16 protein-coding genes are annotated in these 20985 nt (G+C 68.7%); 8 read left to right on the plus strand and 8 right to left on the minus strand.

Translation table 11 applies throughout. The features are described from left to right. Positions 1-36 precede the first annotated feature (36 nt). A complete protein-coding gene (locus AC3G88_RS14750; protein ID WP_488772369.1) occupies positions 37-1350 on the plus strand; it encodes an MFS transporter in 1314 nt (437 codons plus the stop codon). On the opposite strand, the gene AC3G88_RS14755 is transcribed toward AC3G88_RS14750, so the two are convergent. After that, positions 1305-1559 carry a hypothetical protein gene (locus tag AC3G88_RS14755; protein WP_488772007.1) on the minus strand — a complete coding sequence of 85 codons (255 nt, stop codon included), beginning with the start codon at positions 1557-1559 and terminating at the stop codon, positions 1305-1307. The two genes, AC3G88_RS14750 and AC3G88_RS14755, sit on opposite strands and share 46 nt — an antisense overlap. 327 nt (positions 1560-1886) lie before the next feature. On the opposite strand from AC3G88_RS14755, the gene AC3G88_RS14760 reads away from it, so the two are divergent. The 4 genes from AC3G88_RS14760 (at position 1887) to AC3G88_RS14775 (ending at position 7992) form a co-directional block, all read left to right on the plus strand. Next, on the plus strand, positions 1887-2381 hold the full coding sequence (locus AC3G88_RS14760) for a hypothetical protein (protein WP_488772006.1): 495 nt from the start codon (positions 1887-1889) through the stop codon (positions 2379-2381). Positions 2382-2468: 87 nt separating this feature from the next. Beyond that, positions 2469-3557 carry an efflux RND transporter periplasmic adaptor subunit gene (locus AC3G88_RS14765; RefSeq protein ID WP_488772005.1) on the plus strand — a complete coding sequence of 363 codons (1089 nt, stop codon included), beginning with the start codon at positions 2469-2471 and terminating at the stop codon, positions 3555-3557. Next, a complete protein-coding gene (locus tag AC3G88_RS14770) occupies positions 3557-6688 on the plus strand; it encodes an efflux RND transporter permease subunit (RefSeq protein WP_488772004.1) in 3132 nt (1043 codons plus the stop codon). Before AC3G88_RS14765 ends, AC3G88_RS14770 begins: the two co-directional genes overlap by 1 nt. Further along, positions 6685-7992: a TolC family protein gene (locus tag AC3G88_RS14775; RefSeq protein WP_488772003.1), complete on the plus strand. Its 1308-nt coding sequence runs from the start codon at positions 6685-6687 to the stop codon at positions 7990-7992. Before AC3G88_RS14770 ends, AC3G88_RS14775 begins: the two co-directional genes overlap by 4 nt. Before the next feature lie 62 nt (positions 7993-8054). Here AC3G88_RS14775 and AC3G88_RS14780 read toward each other — a convergent pair whose 3' ends face one another. From AC3G88_RS14780 to AC3G88_RS14800, 5 genes are all read right to left on the minus strand, one after another. Next, the gene (locus AC3G88_RS14780) at positions 8055-8792 is read right to left on the minus strand and encodes an aspartate/glutamate racemase family protein (RefSeq protein ID WP_488772002.1); all 738 of its coding nucleotides are present in this window, start codon (positions 8790-8792) and stop codon (positions 8055-8057) included. A gap of 5 nt (positions 8793-8797) precedes the next feature. Then, a complete protein-coding gene (hydA, locus tag AC3G88_RS14785) occupies positions 8798-10216 on the minus strand; it encodes a dihydropyrimidinase (protein WP_488893464.1) in 1419 nt (472 codons plus the stop codon). A gap of 27 nt (positions 10217-10243) precedes the next feature. Beyond that, entirely contained in the window at positions 10244-10972 is a 729-nt protein-coding gene (locus AC3G88_RS14790; RefSeq protein WP_488771999.1) for a maleate cis-trans isomerase family protein, read from the minus strand. 63 nt (positions 10973-11035) lie between these two features. Continuing rightward, complete coding sequence (locus tag AC3G88_RS14795) at positions 11036-12217, minus strand: serine hydrolase domain-containing protein (RefSeq protein WP_488771998.1); 1182 nt, start codon at positions 12215-12217, stop codon at positions 11036-11038. 48 nt (positions 12218-12265) lie between these two features. Continuing rightward, on the minus strand, positions 12266-13564 hold the full coding sequence (locus AC3G88_RS14800) for an MFS transporter (RefSeq protein ID WP_153945934.1): 1299 nt from the start codon (positions 13562-13564) through the stop codon (positions 12266-12268). 245 nt (positions 13565-13809) lie between these two features. On the opposite strand from AC3G88_RS14800, the gene AC3G88_RS14805 reads away from it, so the two are divergent. Next, complete coding sequence (locus AC3G88_RS14805) at positions 13810-14493, plus strand: GntR family transcriptional regulator (protein WP_488772367.1); 684 nt, start codon at positions 13810-13812, stop codon at positions 14491-14493. 19 nt (positions 14494-14512) lie between these two features. Here AC3G88_RS14805 and AC3G88_RS14810 read toward each other — a convergent pair whose 3' ends face one another. Both AC3G88_RS14810 and AC3G88_RS14815 read right to left on the minus strand, forming a co-directional pair. Further along, a complete protein-coding gene (locus AC3G88_RS14810) occupies positions 14513-14974 on the minus strand; it encodes a (2Fe-2S)-binding protein (protein WP_487522286.1) in 462 nt (153 codons plus the stop codon). Then, positions 14941-17307, minus strand: coding sequence for a xanthine dehydrogenase family protein molybdopterin-binding subunit (locus AC3G88_RS14815; protein WP_488771995.1), 2367 nt, complete (start codon positions 17305-17307; stop codon positions 14941-14943). Before AC3G88_RS14815 ends, AC3G88_RS14810 begins: the two co-directional genes overlap by 34 nt. A gap of 229 nt (positions 17308-17536) precedes the next feature. Between AC3G88_RS14815 and AC3G88_RS14820 the strand changes: the two genes are divergently transcribed. Next, positions 17537-19894 (plus strand): hypothetical protein, encoded by a 2358-nt coding sequence (locus tag AC3G88_RS14820; protein ID WP_488771994.1) that lies wholly within the window; start codon positions 17537-17539, stop codon positions 19892-19894. A gap of 6 nt (positions 19895-19900) precedes the next feature. Further along, positions 19901-20866 (plus strand): NAD(P)/FAD-dependent oxidoreductase, encoded by a 966-nt coding sequence (locus tag AC3G88_RS14825; RefSeq protein ID WP_488771993.1) that lies wholly within the window; start codon positions 19901-19903, stop codon positions 20864-20866. The last annotated feature ends 119 nt before the right edge of the window (positions 20867-20985 follow it).

A 20985-nucleotide genomic window follows, 5' to 3' on the forward strand; every position in this document is an offset into this window, starting at 1 on the left:
CGCATCGACGCTGCGGCGCGGCCGGGCGGCCCTGGCATGGCCCGGGGCCTGGTCGCCCTGTTTGCCGCATCGGCCGGTTTCAGCGTGGCCAACGTCTATTACGTCCAGCCGCTGCTCGATGCCCTGGCGCGCGATTTCCGGATCGACGTGGCGGCCGTTGGCAGCGTGGTGGCGATGACCCAGGCCGGCAGCGCGCTGGCCTTGCTGTTCGTCGTGCCGTTGGGCGATCTGCTCGACAGGCGCCGGCTGATGCGTGTGCAACTGGTTGCCCTGGTCGTCGCGTTGGTGGTGGTGGCCCTGGCGCGGACGTTGCCCGCGCTGTTCGCGGGCATGCTGGCGGTGGGCCTGCTTGGCACGGCGATGACGCAAGGCCTGCTGGCCTATGCGGCCAGCGCGGCGTCGGTCCACGAGCAGGGCCGGGTGGTCGGGGCAGCCCAGAGCGGCGTGTTCGTGGGCCTGCTGTCCGCCCGGGTGTTTGCCGGGGCGGTCAGCGATCTTGCGGGATGGCGCTGGGTCTACCTTGCGGCGGCGATGCTGATGTTCGTGGCGGGTGTGCTGCTTTGGAACCGCTTGCCGGTGCTTGCGCCGCCACGCGTGCGCGTGACCTACCCGCGTCTCATCCTGTCCATGTTCGCGCTGCTGCGCCACGAGCGCACGCTGCAGGTCAGGGGCATGCTGGCGCTGCTGATGTTTGCCGCGCTAAACATTTTCTGGAGCGCAGTGGTGCTGCCGCTGGGTGCGCCGCCGTTCTCGCTGCCGCACACGGCCATCGGTGCGTTCGGGCTAGTGGGGGTGATTGGCGCGCTGGCGGCCGCGCGTGCCGGCAAGTGGGTGGACGCCGGACATGGGCAGCGCACGACCCTGGCGGCACTGGTGATGCTGGTCCTGGCCTGGTGGCCGCTTGCCCAGCTGCATGTGTCGCTGTGGATACTGGCCGTGGGCATCGTGCTGCTTGACGCGGCGGGGCAGGCGCTGCATGTCACCAGCCAGAGCATGATCGTCCGGACGCGCCCGGAGGCGCCCGGCCGCCTCATCGGTCTCTATATGCTGTTCTATGCCGTGGGCAGCGGGCTGGGCGGCATTGGCACCACCGCGGCATACGGGGCCGGTGGGTGGCATGGCGTCTGCGCGCTGGGTGCGGCGGTCAGCGTGGCGGCACTGGTGTTCTGGGCCGCCACGCGCAAGGCTACGGCGTGCGTCGAACCGGAGTGTCCTGGCGGTGGGCGGCAAAAGGACCGTGAGCGCCGGGTGGCCGGTGCGCCGCTCCCCAATACGCGGAAAACTGGCCGGGGGCCGGCGGTGGTTCAAGGCAGCCGGGCCAGCGCCGCCTTGCGCAACGCGGCCCGATAGGCTCTTTCGACGCTCAGGGTCTGCCGCAGCAGCCGGAGTACCCGCGCGTAGTCCCGCGCCGGGTAGCCGCGCGCCTTCTGCGTCTTTGCATAGTGCAGTTGCCAGCGAATGTCCTGGCGAAGTCGTGCGATGCGCCGATCGACGGGCGCGGTCTCGCGTGCGACGGCTGCTTCACGTCGCAGCTTGTCTACTGCACTTCCAACAAGCATGAGTCGCCTCCGGGCAGGGTCGGACTGGGCGCGCTTGCACGCTGAACAATTCAGCATACGGCAGATTCTGTGCCATTGCTGCCAATAGTGTGCCGATTGAACGGTCGACCGGTCATGCTCTTTTTTGTCGACGAAATGGGCGATTGACAAGTCCCGTCATGTCATGTCGCGACATGTCGCTCGCCTCGCCTGCCGCCGGCCATGCCCTGGCCACGTCGGGGTGCGGTGGCAGCGGCAACGAAGCCGTGCTAGCATTCGGTCCGTCCTGGGGGAGCAGCCTGCCTCCATCACGGGGGCGCCGTCGTCAACATACCTGGCCAGACAGCCATGGCGCCGGCAACCGGCTTTCATGGTCGCCAACTCCGCCAGCCCCAACCTTGTGATTCCACCGCCATGGGGCGCCTAGTACCTTTCACCAGATTTGGTTTCCTGACGATCCTGATCGTGATCCAGTGCCTGGGTCCGCTGCTGCATGCCCACATGGGCACGCCGCACCAGACCGGGTTCCATCTGGATATCCCGATGCCGGGCCTGTTCAAGGTCGTGCTCGACGAGCGCAAGGCCCAGGCCATCCCTGCCGTTCCCCATGCCGATGACGAGCCTTTTTCGATCGATGTTGAAAAAGGCCTGAGCCATGCCGGGCCGGGGCTCGATGTCGATCCATCGATGATCGAGGCGCTTCTGGCCCTGTGTGCCGTACTGCTGGTGCTGGCGACATGGGTCGCCTGGCCGCTGGTACGTGCCGCCACGCCGCACCGTCTGCGCTGGCGCGGCGGCAGCAGCCATCCCCCGCCCGCACACGCGCCTCCCCTGTATTCCTGACCGCGAACCCACCGGGCCTACCCGGTGCCCTTGCACGCCCGCGACCTGCGGCGTGCGGCTTTCACTCGCATTGATTCGGAGTCAGGAATGTCTTTCCGTCGTCGTCTGGCGCTGGCCGCATTTGCGGTGTCGGCGCTGACCTGTATCGCCCCCGTCCAGGCACGTACGCTGGCGCTCAGCGCCGCCCAGGCCCAGGCGCTGGGCATCCGCTTCGCGGCTGCCGAGAACGCCACGCATATGGAAATCGGCGCCACCGCGCGCGTGGTGCTGCGTCCCGATGCGCAGTTTGTGGTGGCCGCGCCATATCCGGGCATGGTGTCGCAAGTGCTGGTTGCCATCGGCCAGTCCGTGAAGAAGGGCCAGCCGCTGGCGCTGTTTGCCAGCCCGCAGATGTTCGAGGCCAGCCGTGCGCTGGCCGAGGCCCGTTCGCAGGCAGAGCTGTCCCAGCTTGCACTCAAGCGCGACCGCCAGTTGCACGACGACGGCATCATTGCCGGCAGCCGCTGGGAGACCACCCAGGCGCGCGCCCGCGAGGCCGCCGCAGCCGTGCGGGCGCGCGAGGCCGAAATGGCGGCCGCCGGCATCGGCGTAGGCCCGCGTGGCGACGCGCGCATGGTGGCGGGGCGCGACGGGCTGGTTGCGGAGATCCACGCGGTGCCGGGCACGCGCGTCGATGCCTCGGCGCCGCTGTTCCGCATCGTCGATCCCGATGCGCTGGAGCTTGACCTGCTGGTGGGCCGCGACGTGCCCACGATCCGGGGCGGCGAGCGCGTGGAAGTCCGCCAGCGTGGCGCGGCCGGCAAGGTGGCGGGCGTGGTGCCGTCCAGCGACGGGACTGGCGCGGTGCGTATCCGGGCCACACTTGACGCGCGCGGCAGCCTGCAGGCTGGCGAGAGCGTCGGCGTTGTCATCCACCTGGGCGAGGCCACTGGCGGCGCAACCGGGCTATCCGGTCAGTCCGGCGTCCGCCTGCGGGTGCCGGTGGCCGCGCTGACCTACACGCAAGGCAAGCCAGGGGTGTTCGTGGCCGTCAAGGACGGCGTGGCCTATTACCCGGTGACGGTCGATGCCACGGACGATGCCTTTGCCACGGTGCGTGGCGTGCTGCCGGCCAACGCCAGGGTGGCCGTCACGGGCATCGGCGCGCTCAAAGGCATGCTCCTCGGAGGCCAATGATGCTGGACAGAATCGTTGATGCGGCCTTGCGCCAGCGCGTGCTGGTGCTGATCGCGGCCGCCGTGCTCGCATGTGCCGGCGTCTGGGCGTATGCCAACCTGCCAATCGATGCCTTCCCGGATATCGCGCCGACGCAGGTCAAGGTCATCCTCAAGATCCCCGGCATGACGCCCGAGGAGGTAGAGCAGCGCGTGTCCACGCCGATCGAGCAGGAACTGCTGGGCATCCCGCAGAAGACCATCGTACGGTCGGTGTCGAAGTACGGGCTCAGCGACGTGACCGTCGACTTCGAGGAGGGCGTGGACCCGTACTGGGCCCGCCAGCAGGTGACCGAACGGCTGTCCGGCCTGATGCGGGACCTGCCCGACAACGCGGTGGGCGGCCTGGCGCCGATCACCACGCCGCTGGGCGAGATGTTCATGTTCACGCTCGAAAGCGATACCCACACGCTGGCCGAGCGCCGCCAGGTGCTGGACTGGGTGATCCGCCCGGCGCTACGTACCGTCAGCGGCGTGGCTGACGTCAATGCGCTGGGCGGCGAAGTACGCAGCTACGAGGTGATTCCCGATCCGGCCCGGCTGCGCGCGCGGGGCGTGACGCTGGAGCAGTTGCGCCAGGCGCTGGAAAGCAACAACCGCAACGATGGCGCGGGGCGCGTGGAGCAGGGCGACGAAACCTGGGTGGTGCGCGTGGAAGGCGGCGTGCGCGGGCTGGACGACCTGCGGCGCATCGTCGTGCCGGCGGGCGCCGATGCGGCGCAGGCGGCCCAGGTCACCGTGGCCGACGTGGCGACCGTGCGGCTGGGTTCCACCACGCGCAACGGCGCGGTGTCGATGGACGGCAAGGGCGAGGCGGTGCAGGGGCTGGTGCTGGCCTTGCGCGGCGCCGATGCGTCCAGGGTCGTCAAGGCCGTGCAGGACAAGCTCGACGAACTGGCGCCCACCCTGCCCAGGGGCATGAGCACGAAGGTGTTCTACGACCGGGGCGAACTGGTATCGCGCGCGGCAAACACCGTGGTGCGCGCGCTGGTCGAGGCCAGCCTGCTGGTGATCGTCACGCTGTACCTGTTCCTGGGCGGCCTGCGGGCGGCGCTGGTAGTGGCAGCCACGTTGCCGCTGTCGCTGCTGGCCACCTTCCTGATGATGCGTTACGTGGGCCTGACGGCCAACCTCATGAGCCTGGGCGGCCTGGCCATCGCGCTGGGCATGCTGGTCGACGCGGCCGTGGTGGTAGTCGAGAACATCGAATCGGGGCTCACGCGCGCGCATGCGCGGCATACCGATCCGGCCCTGCGGCCCGCCATCATCCGGCATGCGGTGTCGAGCGTGGCGGTGCCGATGCTGGCCGGCGTGTCGATCATCGCCATCGTATTCCTGCCGCTGCTGTCGCTCGAAGGGCTGGAGGGCAAGCTGTTCGGCCCCGTCGCCCTGACGATCGTGCTGGCGCTGGGCGCGTCCGTGGTGATCGCGCTGACCGTGGTGCCGGCGCTGGCATCGCTGCTGCTGCGCGCGCATGACGGGCACGCGCCGTTCCTGATGCGCTGGGTGTCCGCACGCTTTGACCGGCTGCAGGTCTGGAGCCAGCGTCGCGCCCGCGTGGTGTTCGGCGCGGCCGGCGCGGCGCTGCTGCTGGCGGTGGCGCTCTATGCATCGGTGGGCAAGGCGTTCATGCCGTCGATGGACGAGGGCGACCTGATCGTGCAGATGCAACGCGCGCCGTCGGTGTCGCTGGAGACATCGCTCGACATCGACCGGCGCGTGCAGGCGGCGCTGCTCGAGGCGGTGCCCGAGATCCGGTCCATTGTCGCGCGCATGGGGTCGGATGACCTGGGCCTGGACCCGATGGGCCTGAACGAGACCGACGCGTTCCTGGTGCTGAAGCCGAAATCCGAATGGCGGGGCACCAAGGAGGACATCGCCGCCGACATCCGCAAGGTCATGGAGCAATTTCCGGGCGTGATGTACAGCTTTACCCAGCCCATCGAGATGCGGATTGCCGAGATGATGACCGGCACGCGCGGCGACGTGGCCATCAAGGTGTTCGGCAACGATCTGGCGGCCATCAACCATGCGTCCGCCGCGATTGCCGAGCAGATGCGAAAGGTGCCGGGCGCCGCCGAGGTGATCGCCGCCAGCAACGACGGCGTGCAGTACCTGACGCTGGCCGTGGACCGGGCCGCGCTGGGCCGCGCCGGCCTGTCCGGCGATGCGCTGCAGGCGCTGCTGCGTGCGCAGGTGGAGGGCGAACGCATCGGCATCGTGCCCGAAGGCGTGGTGCGCACGCCGCTGCTGCTGCGCGGCAGCGACGCGCTGCGGCAGACCCCCGAAAGCTTCACGAGCCTGATGGTGACGGCGCCGGACGGCAAGACCTGGCCGCTGACGTCGCTGGCAACGGTGCGGCGCGTGGACGGGCCGGTGCGCATCAACCACGAGAACGGCGCGCGCTTCGGCATCGTGCAGGTCAACGTCGATGGACGCGATCTGACCGGGTTCGTCGAGGATGCCCGTGCGGCGGTGGCCGCGCTGCCCGGCATGCCGAAGGACCTGCGCATTGTCTGGGGCGGCCAGTTCGAGAACCAGCAGCGCGCGGCCGCGCGCCTGGGGCTGGTGGTGCCGCTGGCGCTGTCGGCCATCTTTCTGCTGCTGATGCTGACGTTCCGCTCGGTGCGGCAGGCGCTGCTGGTGATCGGCAACATCCCGTTCGCGCTGGTCGGCGGCATTGCTGCGCTGCGGATCTCGGGCGAGTACCTGTCGGTGCCGGCATCGGTCGGCTTTATCGCGCTGCTGGGCATTGCCGTGCTCAACGGCGTGGTACTGGTGTCGCACTTCAACGCGCTGCTGGAGGAGGGGCTCGACATCCACGGCGCGGTGCGGCGCGGCGTGAGGGATCGCCTGCGTCCGGTGCTGATGACGGCTTGCATCACGGCGCTCGGCATGATTCCGCTGTTGCTGGCCAGTGGGCCGGGCTCGGAGATCCAGCGTCCGCTGGCCATCGTGGTGTCGGGCGGGCTGGTGACTTCCACCGCGCTGACGCTGCTGCTGTTGCCGCTGCTGTTTGAACGCTTCGGCATGCCGAAGCGCGCCGCGCAAGCCAATGCCCCGGTTACGGCGGTGGGAGGGCTGGAACAATGAAGACGCATGACCTGAAACTGACGCTTGGCATCGTGCTGGTTGCCGGATGGTGGGCGGCGTGCGCCTGTGCCACGGAAGCCCCGGCATCGGCGACCCTTGCCGTAAGCGAGGACGGCTATCTGCCGGCGCCCGAATCGGTGCGCGCCGCGCTAGATGCCGCGCCGGACGTGGCGGCAGCCAGGGCGCGCCGCGACGGTGCCAGCGCGCGGGCCAGCGGCATTCGCGCCGGCACGGCCGAGTTCGTGGTGCGGGCCACGGGGCAGCGTCGCCATGTGCGCGACCCGTCCGACAACTTCGCGGAAGGGCAGGTCGCCATCGAGCGGCCGCTGCGCCTGTGGGGCAAGTCCGATGCGGACGCGGCGCTGGCCGATGCCACGATCGACCAGGGCGATATCGCGCTGGACGACGCGCTGCACGAAACGTCCAGGCAGATGCTGGCGCTGTGGTTCAACGTGCTGCGCGCACGCCAGGCCACGGCCGCCATGACGCGCAGTGCGGCGCTGGCCGCCGACCTGGTCGTGTCAACGGGCAAGCGTGTGCGCGCCAGCGATGCCGCGCCGATGGACCTGGAAATCGTGCAGGCCGAACAGGCGCGTGCCGAAGCGGCGCTGGCCGGCGCCAGGGCCGCCCAGGGCGCGGCGGAAGCCGAACTGCGGGCGCGTTTTCCGGCGCTGGGCCTGCCCGCCGCCATGCCGGCCGGCGCGCAGATTGCCACGCTGCCGCCAGCGGTTGCCGCCGACCTGCTTGGCGAGGGCGCGCGGGCCCGCTATCTCGACGTCAGCCATGCGGTGCGGCTGGCCATTGCCGATGAGGCGGTAGCCAGCCGTGCCGCGCGCCGGTCGGACCTGGAGCGCAAGCCCGATCCGACGGTGGGGGCCTTCGTCACGGTCGAGCGGGGCGGCGCGGAGCGCATTGCGGGTTTGTCGATCTCGATGCCGCTGGGGTCCGCGCATCGGCGATCCGTCGCGGTGGCGGCGGCGGCCGACGCCGAAGCCGCCGCACGGCGCCGTGCGGCCGTGGAACAGACCGCCGGGGCAGAGTTCGATGTGCTGGCCAGATCGGTGGCGGGGCTGGAGCAGGCTGCGCGCGCGCAGCAGGCGGCGCTGACGCTCGACCAGAGCGCCGCCGATCGCGCCGCACGTGCCTATGCGGCCGGCGAGATCGGCATCGGCCAGTTGCTGGTGGTGCGGCGGGGGCTGACCGAGACCACGCTCGCGGCGCGCACGGCCATGGTCAATGCGCTGGAGGCGCAGCAGAAGCTGCGGCTGGCATTGCACGAGCAGTCGCGGTTCGAGTCGCCGTGACCGGAGGTGCTCCGGCGCCAGGCGTCCGCGGCCACCGGGTTCGCGCAAGCGGGCGGCGGGGACTACGCCAGCAGGCGAGCCAGGGCGGGGGGCAGGCCCGCGTTGGCCTTCTGCGGCGGCCGCGCGAAGCTGCCTTCGCGGGCGCTGCCGGCGCGCAGCGCCACCAGCGATTCGCAATGCCGCACCGCGCTGCTGACGCCATCGACCACCGGCACCGGAATCCTGCCTTGCAGTGAACGCGCCAGTCCGGCCAGCGGGGCGCCGGCCACGATGATCACGTCGGCCCCGTCTTCGCGCACGGCCTGCAGGCTCATCTCGTCCAGCCGGGCCGCGTGGTCTTCCTGCACGCTGCCGATGTCGCGCAGCGGCGTCTGCAGCGACCGGATGCTGGCCAGCCGCGATGCCAGGCCGTTCGCGGCCACGCATTCGCGATACCAGGCCTCGATGCGGTGCGAGATCGCGATAATCGAGAAGCGCTGTCCCAGCAGGCAGGCGCTGGCCAGCGCCGCTTCGGTCATGCCGACGACCGGTACGTCGAACAGTTCCTTGAGGCCGGCCAGCCCCGGGTCGCCGAACGCGGCGACGATCAGGCCGTCGAAGCTGCCCGCGTGCTCGGCAGCGGCGCACGCCGTGGCGTAGCCGCCCACCAGCGCCTCGAAGCGGGTCTCGATATAGGCCACGCCGAAAGCCGCCGTGGCCATCGTGATGCGAGTGTCCGGCGACGCAGTGCGCTGTGCTTCCGCGTGGATCAGGTCGGTGACCGACGCGCTGATATTGGGATTGACGATCAGGAGGTTCATGGCGCTCACAGTTCGGGTTGGCCCGCTTCGAGGAACTTGCCGCGTCCTGCGGCCGGCTCCAGGTATTCGCCGTTGCGCACGATCATCTCGCCGCGCGAGAACGTGGTCATCGGCCAGCCGGTGACTTCGATGCCTTCGTACGGTGTGTAATCCACCGCGTGGTGCAGGTTGCTGTTGGCGATGCGGACCTTGCGCGCCGGGTCCCAGAGCACGATGTCGGCATCGGCGCCCACGGCGATGGTGCCCTTGCGGGGGTACAGGCCGTAGATCCTGGCCGGACGGTACGACGTCAGTTCGACGAACTGGTGGAGCGACAGCTTGCCGCGCTGCACGCCATCGAACAGCAGCGGCAGGCGGGTCTCGATGCCGGGCACGCCGTTCGGGATATGGTCGAACGGCTGGGCCACGCCGCCAAGCTTCTTGCCTTCGGGGTCGTCGTAGTTGAACGGCGCGTGGTCCGACGAGAATACGCTGAACACGCCGTTGGCCAGCGCCCGCCAGACGGCGGCCTGGTTTTCCGGGTCGCGCGGCGGCGGGCTGCAGATGCACTTGGCGCCTTCGTAGCCGTCGTCTCCGGGCAGGCCCATGTCTTCGGCGGTCAGGTACAGGTACTGCGGGCAGGTCTCGGCCAGGATCTTCAGGCCGCGGCCCTGCGCCCAGCGGATCTGCTCGATGGCTTCCTTGCCGGACACGTGCACGATCAGGATCGGCACGTCGACCAGTTCGGCGAACGAGATCGCACGGTGGGTGGCTTCGCGCTCGACCACGGCCGGGCGGGCCAGTCCGTGGAAGCGCGGCGCGATGCGCCCTTCGCCGGTCAGCTTGTCGGTCAGCCACGAGATGCAGTCGGCATTCTCCGCATGCACCATCACCAGGGCCTGGTTCTGGCGCGCGACGTCCAGCACTTCGAGCATCTCGCGGTCGGAAAGCTTCAAGTCGTCGTAGGTCATGTAGACCTTGAACGAACTGTAGCCCTGACGGATCAGCGACGGCAGTTCGTCCTGCAGCATGGCCGGCGTGGGGTCGGCCACGATCAGGTGGAATGCGTAGTCGATCACGGCGCGGCCGTCGGCCCGGCGGTGGTAGTCGGCCACGGCGGCCTTCAGCGACGCGCCTTTTTCCTGCGCCGCGAACGGGATCACCGTGGTGGTGCCGCCGCACACGGCCGCGCGCGTGCCGGTGAAGAAATCGTCGGCCATGCGCATGCCGTCGGGCATGGGCTGGTCCAGGTGGCAGTGGCCATCGACACCGCCGGGCAGCGCCAGCAGCCCTGCGGCGTCGACTTCCTGCCGTGCGGCGGGCAGGCCGTGGCCAAGGACCACGATCTTGCCGCCGCGTACACCGATGTCGCAGCGAAAGCGGTCGGAAGCGGTGACCACGTCGGCATTGCGGATCACGAGGTCAAGATTGTTGTCTGCAGGCATGATCATCACACTCCGGTTTGCTCGGCGTTACGCGACTTCGCGGAACAGACAGCCCCAGCCCTTCAGGGCGCTGGTATCCACGCCAGCCAGCCGCAGCGACTTCCACACCACGGTCGAGATCGTGTCGTACAACGGGATGCCGGTCTCGGCCTCCAGTTCCTCGGCCAGGTGCGCGGCGCGCAGGTTGGTGCAGAACGTGCTGATGGCCTGCACGTTCTGGCCGGCCAGCTCGCGCACCATCTTGCGGATGGTGTCTTCCTCGACTTCGGCGAAGCTGTAGTTCACGTGCAGGTCCAGATGGCGTTCCGCCGCGCAATCGAAGCCGCTGCGCTGGTAGTTGGCGACGATGCGCTGCTGCACGTCGTTCAGGTAGGGCGTGGCCAGGCCGAAGCGGCGGGCGCCGGTTTTTTCCAGGATCTCGTTCAGCGCCAGCACCGAGGTAGTGGCCGGGATGCCGGTGGCCTCGGTGATCTGCTTGCACAGGGCCTGGTCGCGATCGAAGCCGAGCCAGCCCGAAGACGTGCCGTTCCACGCGATCACATCGACGCGCGCATCGGCCAGCAGGCGGGCCGCGCCCAGGATCTTTTCCAGGTCGAACTGGCCCAGCGCCTGGTCACGCAGCGAAATCTCCGTGACCGTGAAGCGCGAGAAATGCGCGCTGACGTTGGGCAGGCCGCTGACCATCGCGCTGGTAATGGGCTCCAGCGCAGTGTTGGAAGATGGCGTCAGCATGCCAAGACGAATCTGCTTGCTCATGGTTGGTTCTCAAGAGTATTCGGGCACCGTCTGGGCGCGGCGCCTCGGGATTGGATGTTGGTCTTATTGTTCGGGTTTGTCGTTGAAGGCGAGCTGGGTGCCGGGCACGCCCTGGGTGGTGCGTGCCAGCTCCAGCTCCTCCTTCAACGCGGCCTGACGCGCTGCGTCCGGCTTGACGGTGGCGCCGGCCTGCAATGCCGGCAGCATGTAATCGTTGACCATCTGACGATACAGGTCCAGGTATTTTGCGTCGCGCAGTCCGCCCTGCGTCGACATGATGCTGTTCATGACGATCACCGCGTTCTGTTTGGGCAGCACCGTGATGAACTGGCCCTTGTAGCCCATGGCGCTGAACTCGCGCTCGCCCTTCACGATGTTGTTGACCCAGCAGTAGTAGCCGTAGTCGCTTGCCGGGCCGGACGGGGTGGTCATCTGCGCCACCCAGGACGCCGGCACGATCTGCTGGCCGTTCCAGCGGCCCTGGTTCAGCATCAGCATGCCAAGCCGCGCCATGTCGATCGAGCGAAGCCGCAGGCCCCAGCCGCCGGAGACGGCGCCCTTGCCATCGGCGCCGTCCCAGCGGTAGTGGGACATGCCGAGCGGTTCGAACAGCCGCTTGGCCGCATATTGCTGTTCGGGCATGCCGGTGACCTGGCTGACCGTGGCGCCGACCAGCACCGGGTTGACGTCGATGTAGTCGAACTCGGTGCCTGGCGTGGTGCGCACGCTGGCGGAGGCGGCCACCTTCAGGCGGTCCGGCACGCCGTAGTAGAGCGTGTCGGTGCCCTCGACGAGCTTGTACGACAGGCCGCTCGACATCGACATCAGATGGCGCAGCTGGATTTGCTGCTTGTCGGCCAGCGCCGGTGCAAGGTCCGGGCGTGCCGCCGCCAGGCGCGGCGCCGGGGTGTCGGTGGCGGCGAGCCTGCCGTCACCGACCAGCGTGCCTACCAGCAGCGCGCTGATGAACTTGGTCACCGAATACAGCTCGTGGTTGTAGTCGCGTCCGAGGCCTTCGCTGTAGCGTTCGAACACGAGCTTGCCGTCCTTGATGACAAGCAGGCTGCGCACGTCGAGCTTGTCGCGGCGAATCCATTCGGACAGCGCCACCAGCCGCGCGGAATCGACGCCGACCGCTTCGGGCTGCGCCGTGGGGATGCCACCGGCCGTGGCCGGGGCAGCCTGCGCGAGCGGTGCGCCGAAGGCCAGCAGCGCCGCAGCCAGGATCGGGTTGAGTTGTGTCATGGGTGTCTCCTCCAGCCGGATTGTGGATCGGCGGTGCGAAGCGGGTCGTCAGACCGGGATCTTCTTTTCGTAGTCGATGGCCGTGGACGCCAGCAGCAGGCCCACGCCGGCAGCCGCGAAGAACATCAGCGCCAGGAAGTACGAGCCGGTGTACTGCACGATCATGCCGACGATGATCGGCACGCTGATGCCGCCGATATTGCCGCCAAGGTTCATCACGCCGCCCAGGAAGCCGATCTTGTTGCGGGTGCCCAGGATCGACGGGATGCACCAGAACAGGCCGCACCAGCGCAGGAAGAACAGCGTGGACGAGAGCAGGGCCACGACCACCACGGGGTTGGTCACATAGGCCACCGAGAAGATCGACACCGTGGCCACCACGGCGGCAATGCCGAACAGCGTGCGCATGACCACGTTGGGCCGGCCGCCGGCTTCCTTCCACTTGTCGGCAATCCAGCCGCCGATCAGTTCGCCGATGAAGCCGCTGAAGAAAATGATGAAGCTGGCGCCGCCCATGGCCTTGATGTCGAAGCCATGCACCTTGTTCAGGTAGTTCGGCATCCAGGTCAGCAGGCCGTAGAAGACGGTGTTGAAGCACATCCAGCCAATGGCCATGCACCAGACCGAGCGGTACTTGAAGAAATCGAGCGAGCGGCCCGACAGGTTGGCCGGCTCGGCGCGGTGTTCGGTGGCGTGGGCTTCTTCGAGATAGCTCGCTTCCAGTTCATTGACGCCAGCGTGTTCGCGCGGCGAATTGCGGATGTACCACCAGGCCACGACACCGGCGATGACGGTACCGACACCGGCGACCACGAAGGCCAGGCGCCACGAGCCGAGCGAGGAAATCAGCCAGGTGATGATGATCGCGCCGAGCGCCGCGCCCAGCGGCGCGCCGCCATCGAGCAGCGTGGCGCCGCGGCCGCGTTCGTTCTGCGTCATCCAGATCGCGTTGAGCTTGCCGCCCGCCGGGTAGATCGGCGCTTCGGCGGCGCCCAGGCCCAGGCGGGTCAGCAGCAGGGCGGTGGTGTTGGTGCAAACGGCGGCCAGTGCCTGGAAAGCGCCCCAGAACACGGTGGCGCAGGCAATCACGATGCGCGGCTTGTACTTGTCGGCCAGCATGCCGCCCGGCACCTGCATCAGCGCATAGGTCCAGAAGAACGCGCTCAGGACCATACCCTGCATGGTGGGGCTCAGGTCGAATTCCTTGGCGATCAGCGGCATCGCCACCGACAGCGACGCACGGTCGATGTAGTTGATGGCGATGAGGAACAGCATCATCAGGAAGATCTTCCAGCGGACGCTGCTGCGCGGGGCCGTCATCGTGGCGGCCTGGCTTGTGGTTGACATGACGGGGGTCTCCTTGCTCCTGGGGTGCTGCGTTTTCGAGGCGTTTCTGTTTGGGTGTCGCGCAACTGGAACGGAGTATAGGATACGTAATCTGTAATTACAACGCTGATAAGTTGTTGATTTATATAGACATAGGGTAAGCACCAATCTGGGTGTGCTAATCTTCGGACTGGTGCAGATTCCCTATTCTGGTGACGTTCGTGACACAAGTGCTTCCTAAAACCGCCCGCCTGCGCACACTGGGCATGTCGGCCGAAATCGCGGCGCGGCTGCGCACGATGATCCAGGAGGGCGAGTTGCCGCCCGGCGTGCGCATCGACGAGAAGGCCTTCTGCGACGCGTTCGACGTATCGAAGACGCCGTTGCGCGAGGCGCTCAAGGTGCTGGTGTCCGAAGGGCTGGTGCTCCATCGCCAGTACATCGGCTATCGCGTGGCACCGCTCGACCTTGACGAACTGCGCGCCACCTTCGAGACGCTGCACGGGCTTGAGGCCCACGCGGGCGATCTGGCCGCGCAACGGCTCGACGATGCGGCGCTGGCGAAGATCGAACGCAAGCATCGAGCCATGGTCGACGCCCACGATGCCGGGCGCCGCACCGACTACTTCCGCATCAACCAGGAAATCCACCAGATGATTGTCGACAGCGCCGACAACGCCGTGCTGTCGGGCATCTATGCCACGCTGATGAGCAAGGTGCATCGTGCGCGCGGCGCGGCGAATGCCGACCTGATGCGCTGGCAGGAATCGCACGAGGAACACGAGGCCATCATGACCGCGCTGCACGAACCGGGGCGTCCGCGCCTGGCGGGCATCCTGCGCGAGCATTCGGAAAACACGGCCCGGGAAGTGCTGCGTGTGGTGGAACTGACGCTGGCCGAATCCGCCGAGCCGGCAGCCCGCGTGGCCAACGCGCGGCGCGGCCGCTGACGCTTCCGGCGCCAGCCGCTCAGCCGCGCCGGCACATGGCGGCTGCCTTGTGGATGGCCTTGCGGATGCGCGGAAACGTGCCACAGCGGCAGACGATGCCTCGCATCGCCATATCGATCTGCAGGTCTGTCGGCACCGGGCAGCGGGCCAGCAGCGCCGCGGCCGCCACCAGCTGACCGCTCTGGCAGTAGCCGCACTGCACCACATCGAATTCGATCCACGCCGCGCGCAGGGCCTGCGCGACCGGGCCTTGCAGGCCTTCGACCGTGGTGATGCGCGCACCGCGCAGATCCTTCAGCAGCAGCTGGCATGCCGGCGTGGCACGGTTGTCGAGCAAGACCGTGCACGCGCCGCACACGCCGATGCCGCACCCGAACTTGGTGCCGGTCAGGCGCTGCTCGCAGCGCAGCGCCCAGAGCAGCGGCGTGTCGGTGGCGGATTTCAGGTCTACGGTCTTGCCGTTGAGACGGACTGACACCATGGGTCGTTGCCCTCCGGTACGGCAGGTGTCGCCTGTAGCGGCAGCCTGCGGTGGCGCTGCCCGGTCAGCGCGAACAAGGCGTTGGCCACGGCGGGCGCGATGGGCGGGGTGGCGGATTCCCCCACGCCTTCTGGCGCCGCGTCGCTGTCCAGCACATAGGTCTCGATGACGGGACAGGTCTCCATGTCGATGATCGGGAAGTCGGGAAAGTAGTGCTGTTGCACCTGCCCGTTGCGCAACGTGATGGCCTGTTGCAGCGCGGCCGACAGCCCGAACACGATGCCGCTTTCCATCTGTTGCTCCACCAGGTTCGGATTGATGGGGCGGCCGCAGTCGATCACGCAGACCACCCGCGTCACGCGGAAATCACGCTCGGCCGGCGCGCCCTGTCGCTCGACCTCCGCCACCTCGGCCACCTGGGCTACCACGCTGCCGAACGATTCGTGCATCGCCATGCCGCGTGCGAAGGTCACGCCATCGCGGTCCGTCCATTGCGCGGGTCCGCGCCATGCGGCGCGCTCGCGCAGCGTCTCCAGCACGCGTACGTGGCGCCGGTGCGCCGGCTGCGTGAGCAGTGCCAGCCGGAATGCGATCGGGTCCTTGCCAGCCGCCGCCGCCATCTCGTCGAGAAAGCACTCGACGAAGAACGCCTGGTGCGAATGGCCGACGGAGCGCCAGTAGCCGACGGGCACGGGCAGTTCGACGCGATGGTGGTGCACCCGCATGTTGGGGCACGCGTAGGGCTGGTCGAACGCGCCCTCGGCCATGGTGGCATCGGGCAGCAACCGGGTCAGGAAGCGCGGCTTGCCGAACGCGCGCGGCAGCGCCTGTTCGGCGATCGACTGGCTGGCCGTGACGCTTTCCCACCCCACAAGCCGCCCATCGGCGTCCAGCGTGCCGCGGCAGACCGCCATGCAGGCGGGCCGGTAGAAATCATGCGTCATATCCTGCGGGCGCGACCAGATGGTCTGCACCGGGTTGGGCGAAGCGTGCCGTGCGATGGCGGCGGCCTGCACGATGAAGTCGATTTCGAGCCGTCGCCCGAACGCGCCGCCCAGCAGTAGCTGGTGGAGCTGCACGTCATCGACGCTCAGGCCCAGCATGTTTGCCACCGCCTTGCGCGCGGCCATCGGCACCTGTGTGGACACCCACACCTGGGCCTTGCCGCCGTCCACCTGCACCGTGCAGTTGACCGGCTCCAGCGCGCCATGCGCGAGGTAGGGCACCTCGTAGCGCATTTCCAGCACCTTGCCGCGCTTGAGCGCCGCTTCGGCGTCGCCGGTACGATAGAACGTGTGGCCGCCGCTGCCGGATTCCAGCGCACGGGTCAGCGCCGCGCGCACGTCTTCGGTGTTCAGACCCGCGGCCGGCCCGTGATCCCATTCGACCGGCAATTCGCACAGCGCGCGCATGGCGAGGAACGGATTCTCGGCGATCGCTGCCACGCCCCCCGTGCCGCCGTGGTAGGCATCGATCGGATAGAACCCCTTTACGCCGATCTTGTGCATCACCCTGTTCACGTCGAACTTGCGCACGGTGCCGCCGAGGGTCGGGCACATCAGCACGCTCGCATAGAGCAGGTGGTCGGGCAACGCGTCGATGCCGAAGCGCGCGGTGCCATCGAGCCTGGCCTTTGCCTCGATACGGCCCAGGCGCTTGCCGATCAGCGTGAACGTCTTCGGGTCCTTAAGCGTGAGATGGGCGGGATGGGGCACGTCGCGCGCGTCCGTGGCCAGTTCGCCAAAGCTGGCCGAACGCCCCGATGCCGCGTGGAACACGCGTCCGGAGCGGGCCTGGCACTGTTCCGCGGGCACATCCCAGCGGCGCGCGGCCGCGCCGCACAACATGGCGCGCGCGGAGGCGCCTGCTTCGCGCATCGGCTGCCACAGGTCCACGATGCTGGTCGATCCGCCGGTCACCATCGACCCCAGCAGGCGCGCGCCGCGCCGGGCCAGGTATTCGCTGATATGGGCCAGCGCGCCGTCGTCGTCGGGACGGAACGGCAGGCTGCGCGGCAGGTTTTCGTGATTGACGTAGAGCGGTGCGATGGCGGACTGCTCCACGCGCACCTGCGACCAGTCGGCATCGAGTTCCTCGGCCAGCAGCATGGCGGCGCCGGTATGCACGCCCTGGCCCATTTCGGCCTTGCTCATGACGATGGTCACGTGGTTGTCGGCGCCGATCACGACCCAGCCGTTCAGGCGCGCATCGCCGGTGGTGGCGGGCGGCGGCAGGTCGGCGTCGAGACGGTCCTCGGGCCGCAGCAACGTCCATCCCACCACCAGCGCGCCCGCCGCCGCACCGCCGAGTAGAAAGGTTCTGCGCGTCAGCATGACATGGCCCCTGGTCGCAAACGCAAGCGCAAGCCCGATTCTCTTGCTGCTGCGATCACCTATATTAGTCAATGTCGCCCGCCATCGCGAGGCGGCAACGGTACGTCTAGGCCTAAAGGCCAACGCGTACCCGCCAGACATCAATGCGATGGAATACGGATGGAAATCCGATGAAAGCGCGCGCCCCGCGCATGCGGGCACGCCGCCAGCTGTCGGGGGGAGGTGCGCGATGCCCGTCGAAGCGATGCATGCCTGGGTGCTGCGATTGTCGGCGCCGTGGAAACAGGCGCTGCTGCGGCATGGCCTGGACCTGTCCATGGTCCGATCGGCCGACGACACCGCCGACATCCTCGAACGTCCGCTGCGGATCGACTGGTCGGACCCGCGCGTGGCCGAACTTAGCCGTGCCACGCAGCGTGCCGTGGAGCCGGGGGACCCCGCGCGCAGCCTGCTCTATCACATGCTGGCGCTGGCGGAGTGCCCGACGCTGGATATGGGAGTCGAGCTGGCCGACCTGGACCTGCTGGAAAACTACATCTATTCGCGCGCGCCGTTGCCCGGCGACTGGGCATCGCTCGATATCGCGGTGCTGGCCTGCCAATATCGGCCGGCACGCCGCACCGGGCACCAGCAGCACGCAGACCTGGTCTTCTCGCGGCTCGGCATCGCGCGCAACGGCGACACCGAATCGAGCTACGACCCCCGCACGCGCAGCCACGTGCCGACCGTGGCGGGGCACCCGGACCACGTACGCGTGCTGCCCGCCCACTACGCGGCATTCCTGGTGCGCAGGACGCGCGGTGCCGGCGCGCTGAGCCTGGTCGAAGGCGAACGCGAGGGCGACGCAGCGCGCGAGTTCCTGGTGCCCGTGCGCAAGCTGTTTGCCAGCGGTTGCGTGCCGGGGCAGGACCTGACGCTGGAATTTGGCCACCATCACGTTGGCGACAAGCTGCGCCGCGCCGTGCAGGCGCGCTGGGGCGTGAAGCCGGAGCCCAAAGCCGTGCTGGCCGATCCGCCGTATTCGCAGTCGTGGCGCTTCCCGGATGCCGCGCAGAGCGCCGCGCCGGAGCCGGGCTCCACGGCACCGCCGATCGCGCTGGTGCGCAAGGGCGATTCCGTGTGGTTGATGCCGGGGGCGTTGCCGTTGATCGAGCCCCTGACGCCTGAGCATTTCAGGATTCGGGGCTTCCGCGTGCCGGCGCAATGGCGCGTGGTGCCGGTGGTCAACCGGCGCTTCACCACCCAGCGCATTTTCTCGGACCTGTTCAAGCTGTTCCTGGAGGGCATCAACGCGTTGCGCGAGCGATATATCCCGCATTTCGCCCCGGCGTTCCTGCGCTATCCGGAGCCTCGCAACGCCCCCGAGTACATCAATATCCGACACCGCTGGCAAGACGACGGGGCCACCTATCGCGACATGTGCGCGGAGCCGTCGGACCGCGACCAGTTCCTGGCCGAAGTCAAGCAGGGCGGCTATCACGCACAGCTGTTCCTGGACCACTGCGCGGAAGGGGCGGTCAGCGTGCGCGTGGCGCAATGGCCGCGCCGCCATGTGTTTCCGGCCTATTCCGTGGTGGCCGCGCCCGATTTCTATCCCTACGCCGACCAGGCGGAGTTGCAACGGTGGTTCCGCGAGCAGAACATCGACCCGAAGTCGCAATTTCGCAGCGGATCGCCGCTGTCGCTCAGTGCGGAACGGCTGCCCGCCAATCCCATGCACCGGGACCCGTTCAGCGGGGCGCGGGCGTTTGCGCCCGGCGAGACCACCATGCCGGTGTCGTTCAGCCTGGCGCCACGCGGGCAGGCACCGCAGGCAGACGGCATGCATGTGCCGCGCATGGTGTCGTTCCTGTCCGATGCATCGTCCAGCGTGTTCGCGCCGGGCTGGGATGTGACCTATGCCGGCGGATGGGGTGGCATCTATCTGGCCACGTTCGGGCTGGGCAGCCCGTTTGCGGAGGACATCAAGCTGTGCGCGGCGTCGAACAGCTTCTGGCCGGCGCTAAGCCCGGATGCGTCGCGCACGTTCCGTCGCGCCGATGCCCCCACGGCGCTGCCGATGCTCGATGACGAACTGGGCTATCACCCGTCGCATCCGCTGGCGCATGGCGGGGCGGCACGGCCGGGCTGGGACGGGGAGTACGGCCCGTACCTGACCCCGGCGGGCGAGGTGGACTACGCCGACATCCATCGTTCGGATTACGTGGCCAATGCGTTGCGTGGCCAGATGCTGTTCGGTGCGTTCGAGCATGTCGACTCGGCCGAGCTGATTCGCCGGATCAGTGCGCTGCGCCACGCGGTGGCGGCGTGCGACAACGGGCAGGTGCCGTCGCACACGCGGTTGTGGCTGGTGTCGGCGCGCAGGCTGGACGCCGCTCCCGCACTTGCCCACGATGGCGCCGCCGATATCGTCTATCGCTTCGTGTTCGTGCTTCCCGCCGATGCCAGCGCCGTGCCCCGCCAGCATGAACCCGGGCGGCTGCGCGTGCCGTATGCCGAGGCGCTGCAATGCGATGCCACCCCGGCGGGCCTGATCGGCGCGGTGCGGCGCCGGCCGCCGGGCCCGCAAGCACTGGCGCTGTACTGACCAATCATGCGCAATGGTGGCGTGCTGGTGATCGGCGACGGTCCCGCGGGATGCGCGGCGGCCATTGCGGCGGCCCGAGCCGGCTACCCGGCGACGATGGTGGGCGCCGGCCGTACGCGGGCGGTGCCGGAATGCGCGTCCGAAGGGGCGTTGCGGCTCCTGGATGCGATCTCACCTGCATTGGCTGCCCGGTCCGACATCTGGCTCGACCATGCAGGGCACGAAACTACCGTTCCTGCACAGCGAGGCCGTGCCGTCGATCGTGCGCAGCTCGATCGCGGTCTGCGCGAGGCGGCGGTGCGTGCCGGAACTGACTACCAGGTCATGCCCGCGGCCATGTTGCGGCCGGTTGTGGCCGGCCATCGCGTGAGGGGTGTGGAAGGCATGTCCGGCCGAGGCCTTGCTGCCGGCGCATACGTCGTGATCGACGCGTCCGGCGTGAACGGCTGGCTGCGCCGCTGCCTGGGCCTGCCGGAAGGCATCGACTCGCGGGCCTGGTGGCTGCAGCGCGGCTTTGGTGTGCTGGTTGCGGAGCAGGCCAGCGCACCGGGTACGCAATTCGTGATTGGCCCCGGCGGATGGCTGTGGCGGCACGCCACCCCGCAGGGCTGCATCTGGACGGCGCTGTGCGGCACGCGCGACGCCAGCGTGGCATGGCCTCCCGGCATGCGGCCCGTTGGCCGGATCTGGCGCGAGTGCCGCCGTTGGCGGCATCTGCGGCAGGCCGCAGGCGCGGGGTACTTCGTTTGCGGCGATGCCGCCGGCTATCTCGATCCGGCTACCGGCGACGGCCTGCGCTTTGCGCTGGAATCGGGTGCCCGTGCCGGCGCGCTGGCCGCCGATGTGGTGCGCTGGCCGCAGCGGAGCAGCCTGGTGGCCGCGTTGTACGCGGACTGGGTGTTGCAGACCTACCGCGCCAGTCGCGCCGCACTGAGCGACGTGTACGCCCGCGCGCATCTGGCTGTGCGGTGACCGCCCGGTCCCCCGGGTGTCTTGTCCGTCGCGCGGGGCTTCGGTCCCATTGCCCGCCACTGTCCCATGCACTACAAAACCAGAACCCGCAACGCGGGTGCCGTGTGCCGACGGTATCG

The sequence above is a fragment of the Cupriavidus sp. 86D6 genome, assembly GCF_057815095.1.

What these genes read in the sequence shown, in the direction of transcription:
- AC3G88_RS14750 (WP_488772369.1), top strand. Translation starts at nt 37, where the DNA reads ATGGCCCGGGGCCTGGTCGCCCTGTTTGCCGCATCGGCCGGTTTCAGC.
- AC3G88_RS14755 (WP_488772007.1), bottom strand. Translation starts at nt 1,559, where the DNA reads ATGCTTGTTGGAAGTGCAGTAGACAAGCTGCGACGTGAAGCAGCCGTC.
- AC3G88_RS14760 (WP_488772006.1), top strand. Translation starts at nt 1,887, where the DNA reads ATGGCGCCGGCAACCGGCTTTCATGGTCGCCAACTCCGCCAGCCCCAA.
- AC3G88_RS14765 (WP_488772005.1), top strand. Translation starts at nt 2,469, where the DNA reads ATGTCTTTCCGTCGTCGTCTGGCGCTGGCCGCATTTGCGGTGTCGGCG.
- AC3G88_RS14770 (WP_488772004.1), top strand. Translation starts at nt 3,557, where the DNA reads ATGCTGGACAGAATCGTTGATGCGGCCTTGCGCCAGCGCGTGCTGGTG.
- AC3G88_RS14775 (WP_488772003.1), top strand. Translation starts at nt 6,685, where the DNA reads ATGAAGACGCATGACCTGAAACTGACGCTTGGCATCGTGCTGGTTGCC.
- AC3G88_RS14780 (WP_488772002.1), bottom strand. Translation starts at nt 8,792, where the DNA reads ATGAACCTCCTGATCGTCAATCCCAATATCAGCGCGTCGGTCACCGAC.
- hydA (WP_488893464.1), bottom strand. Translation starts at nt 10,216, where the DNA reads ATGCCTGCAGACAACAATCTTGACCTCGTGATCCGCAATGCCGACGTG.
- AC3G88_RS14790 (WP_488771999.1), bottom strand. Translation starts at nt 10,972, where the DNA reads ATGAGCAAGCAGATTCGTCTTGGCATGCTGACGCCATCTTCCAACACT.
- AC3G88_RS14795 (WP_488771998.1), bottom strand. Translation starts at nt 12,217, where the DNA reads ATGACACAACTCAACCCGATCCTGGCTGCGGCGCTGCTGGCCTTCGGC.
- AC3G88_RS14800 (WP_153945934.1), bottom strand. Translation starts at nt 13,564, where the DNA reads ATGTCAACCACAAGCCAGGCCGCCACGATGACGGCCCCGCGCAGCAGC.
- AC3G88_RS14805 (WP_488772367.1), top strand. Translation starts at nt 13,810, where the DNA reads ATGTCGGCCGAAATCGCGGCGCGGCTGCGCACGATGATCCAGGAGGGC.
- AC3G88_RS14810 (WP_487522286.1), bottom strand. Translation starts at nt 14,974, where the DNA reads ATGGTGTCAGTCCGTCTCAACGGCAAGACCGTAGACCTGAAATCCGCC.
- AC3G88_RS14815 (WP_488771995.1), bottom strand. Translation starts at nt 17,307, where the DNA reads ATGCTGACGCGCAGAACCTTTCTACTCGGCGGTGCGGCGGCGGGCGCG.
- AC3G88_RS14820 (WP_488771994.1), top strand. Translation starts at nt 17,537, where the DNA reads ATGCCCGTCGAAGCGATGCATGCCTGGGTGCTGCGATTGTCGGCGCCG.
- AC3G88_RS14825 (WP_488771993.1), top strand. Translation starts at nt 19,901, where the DNA reads ATGCGCAATGGTGGCGTGCTGGTGATCGGCGACGGTCCCGCGGGATGC.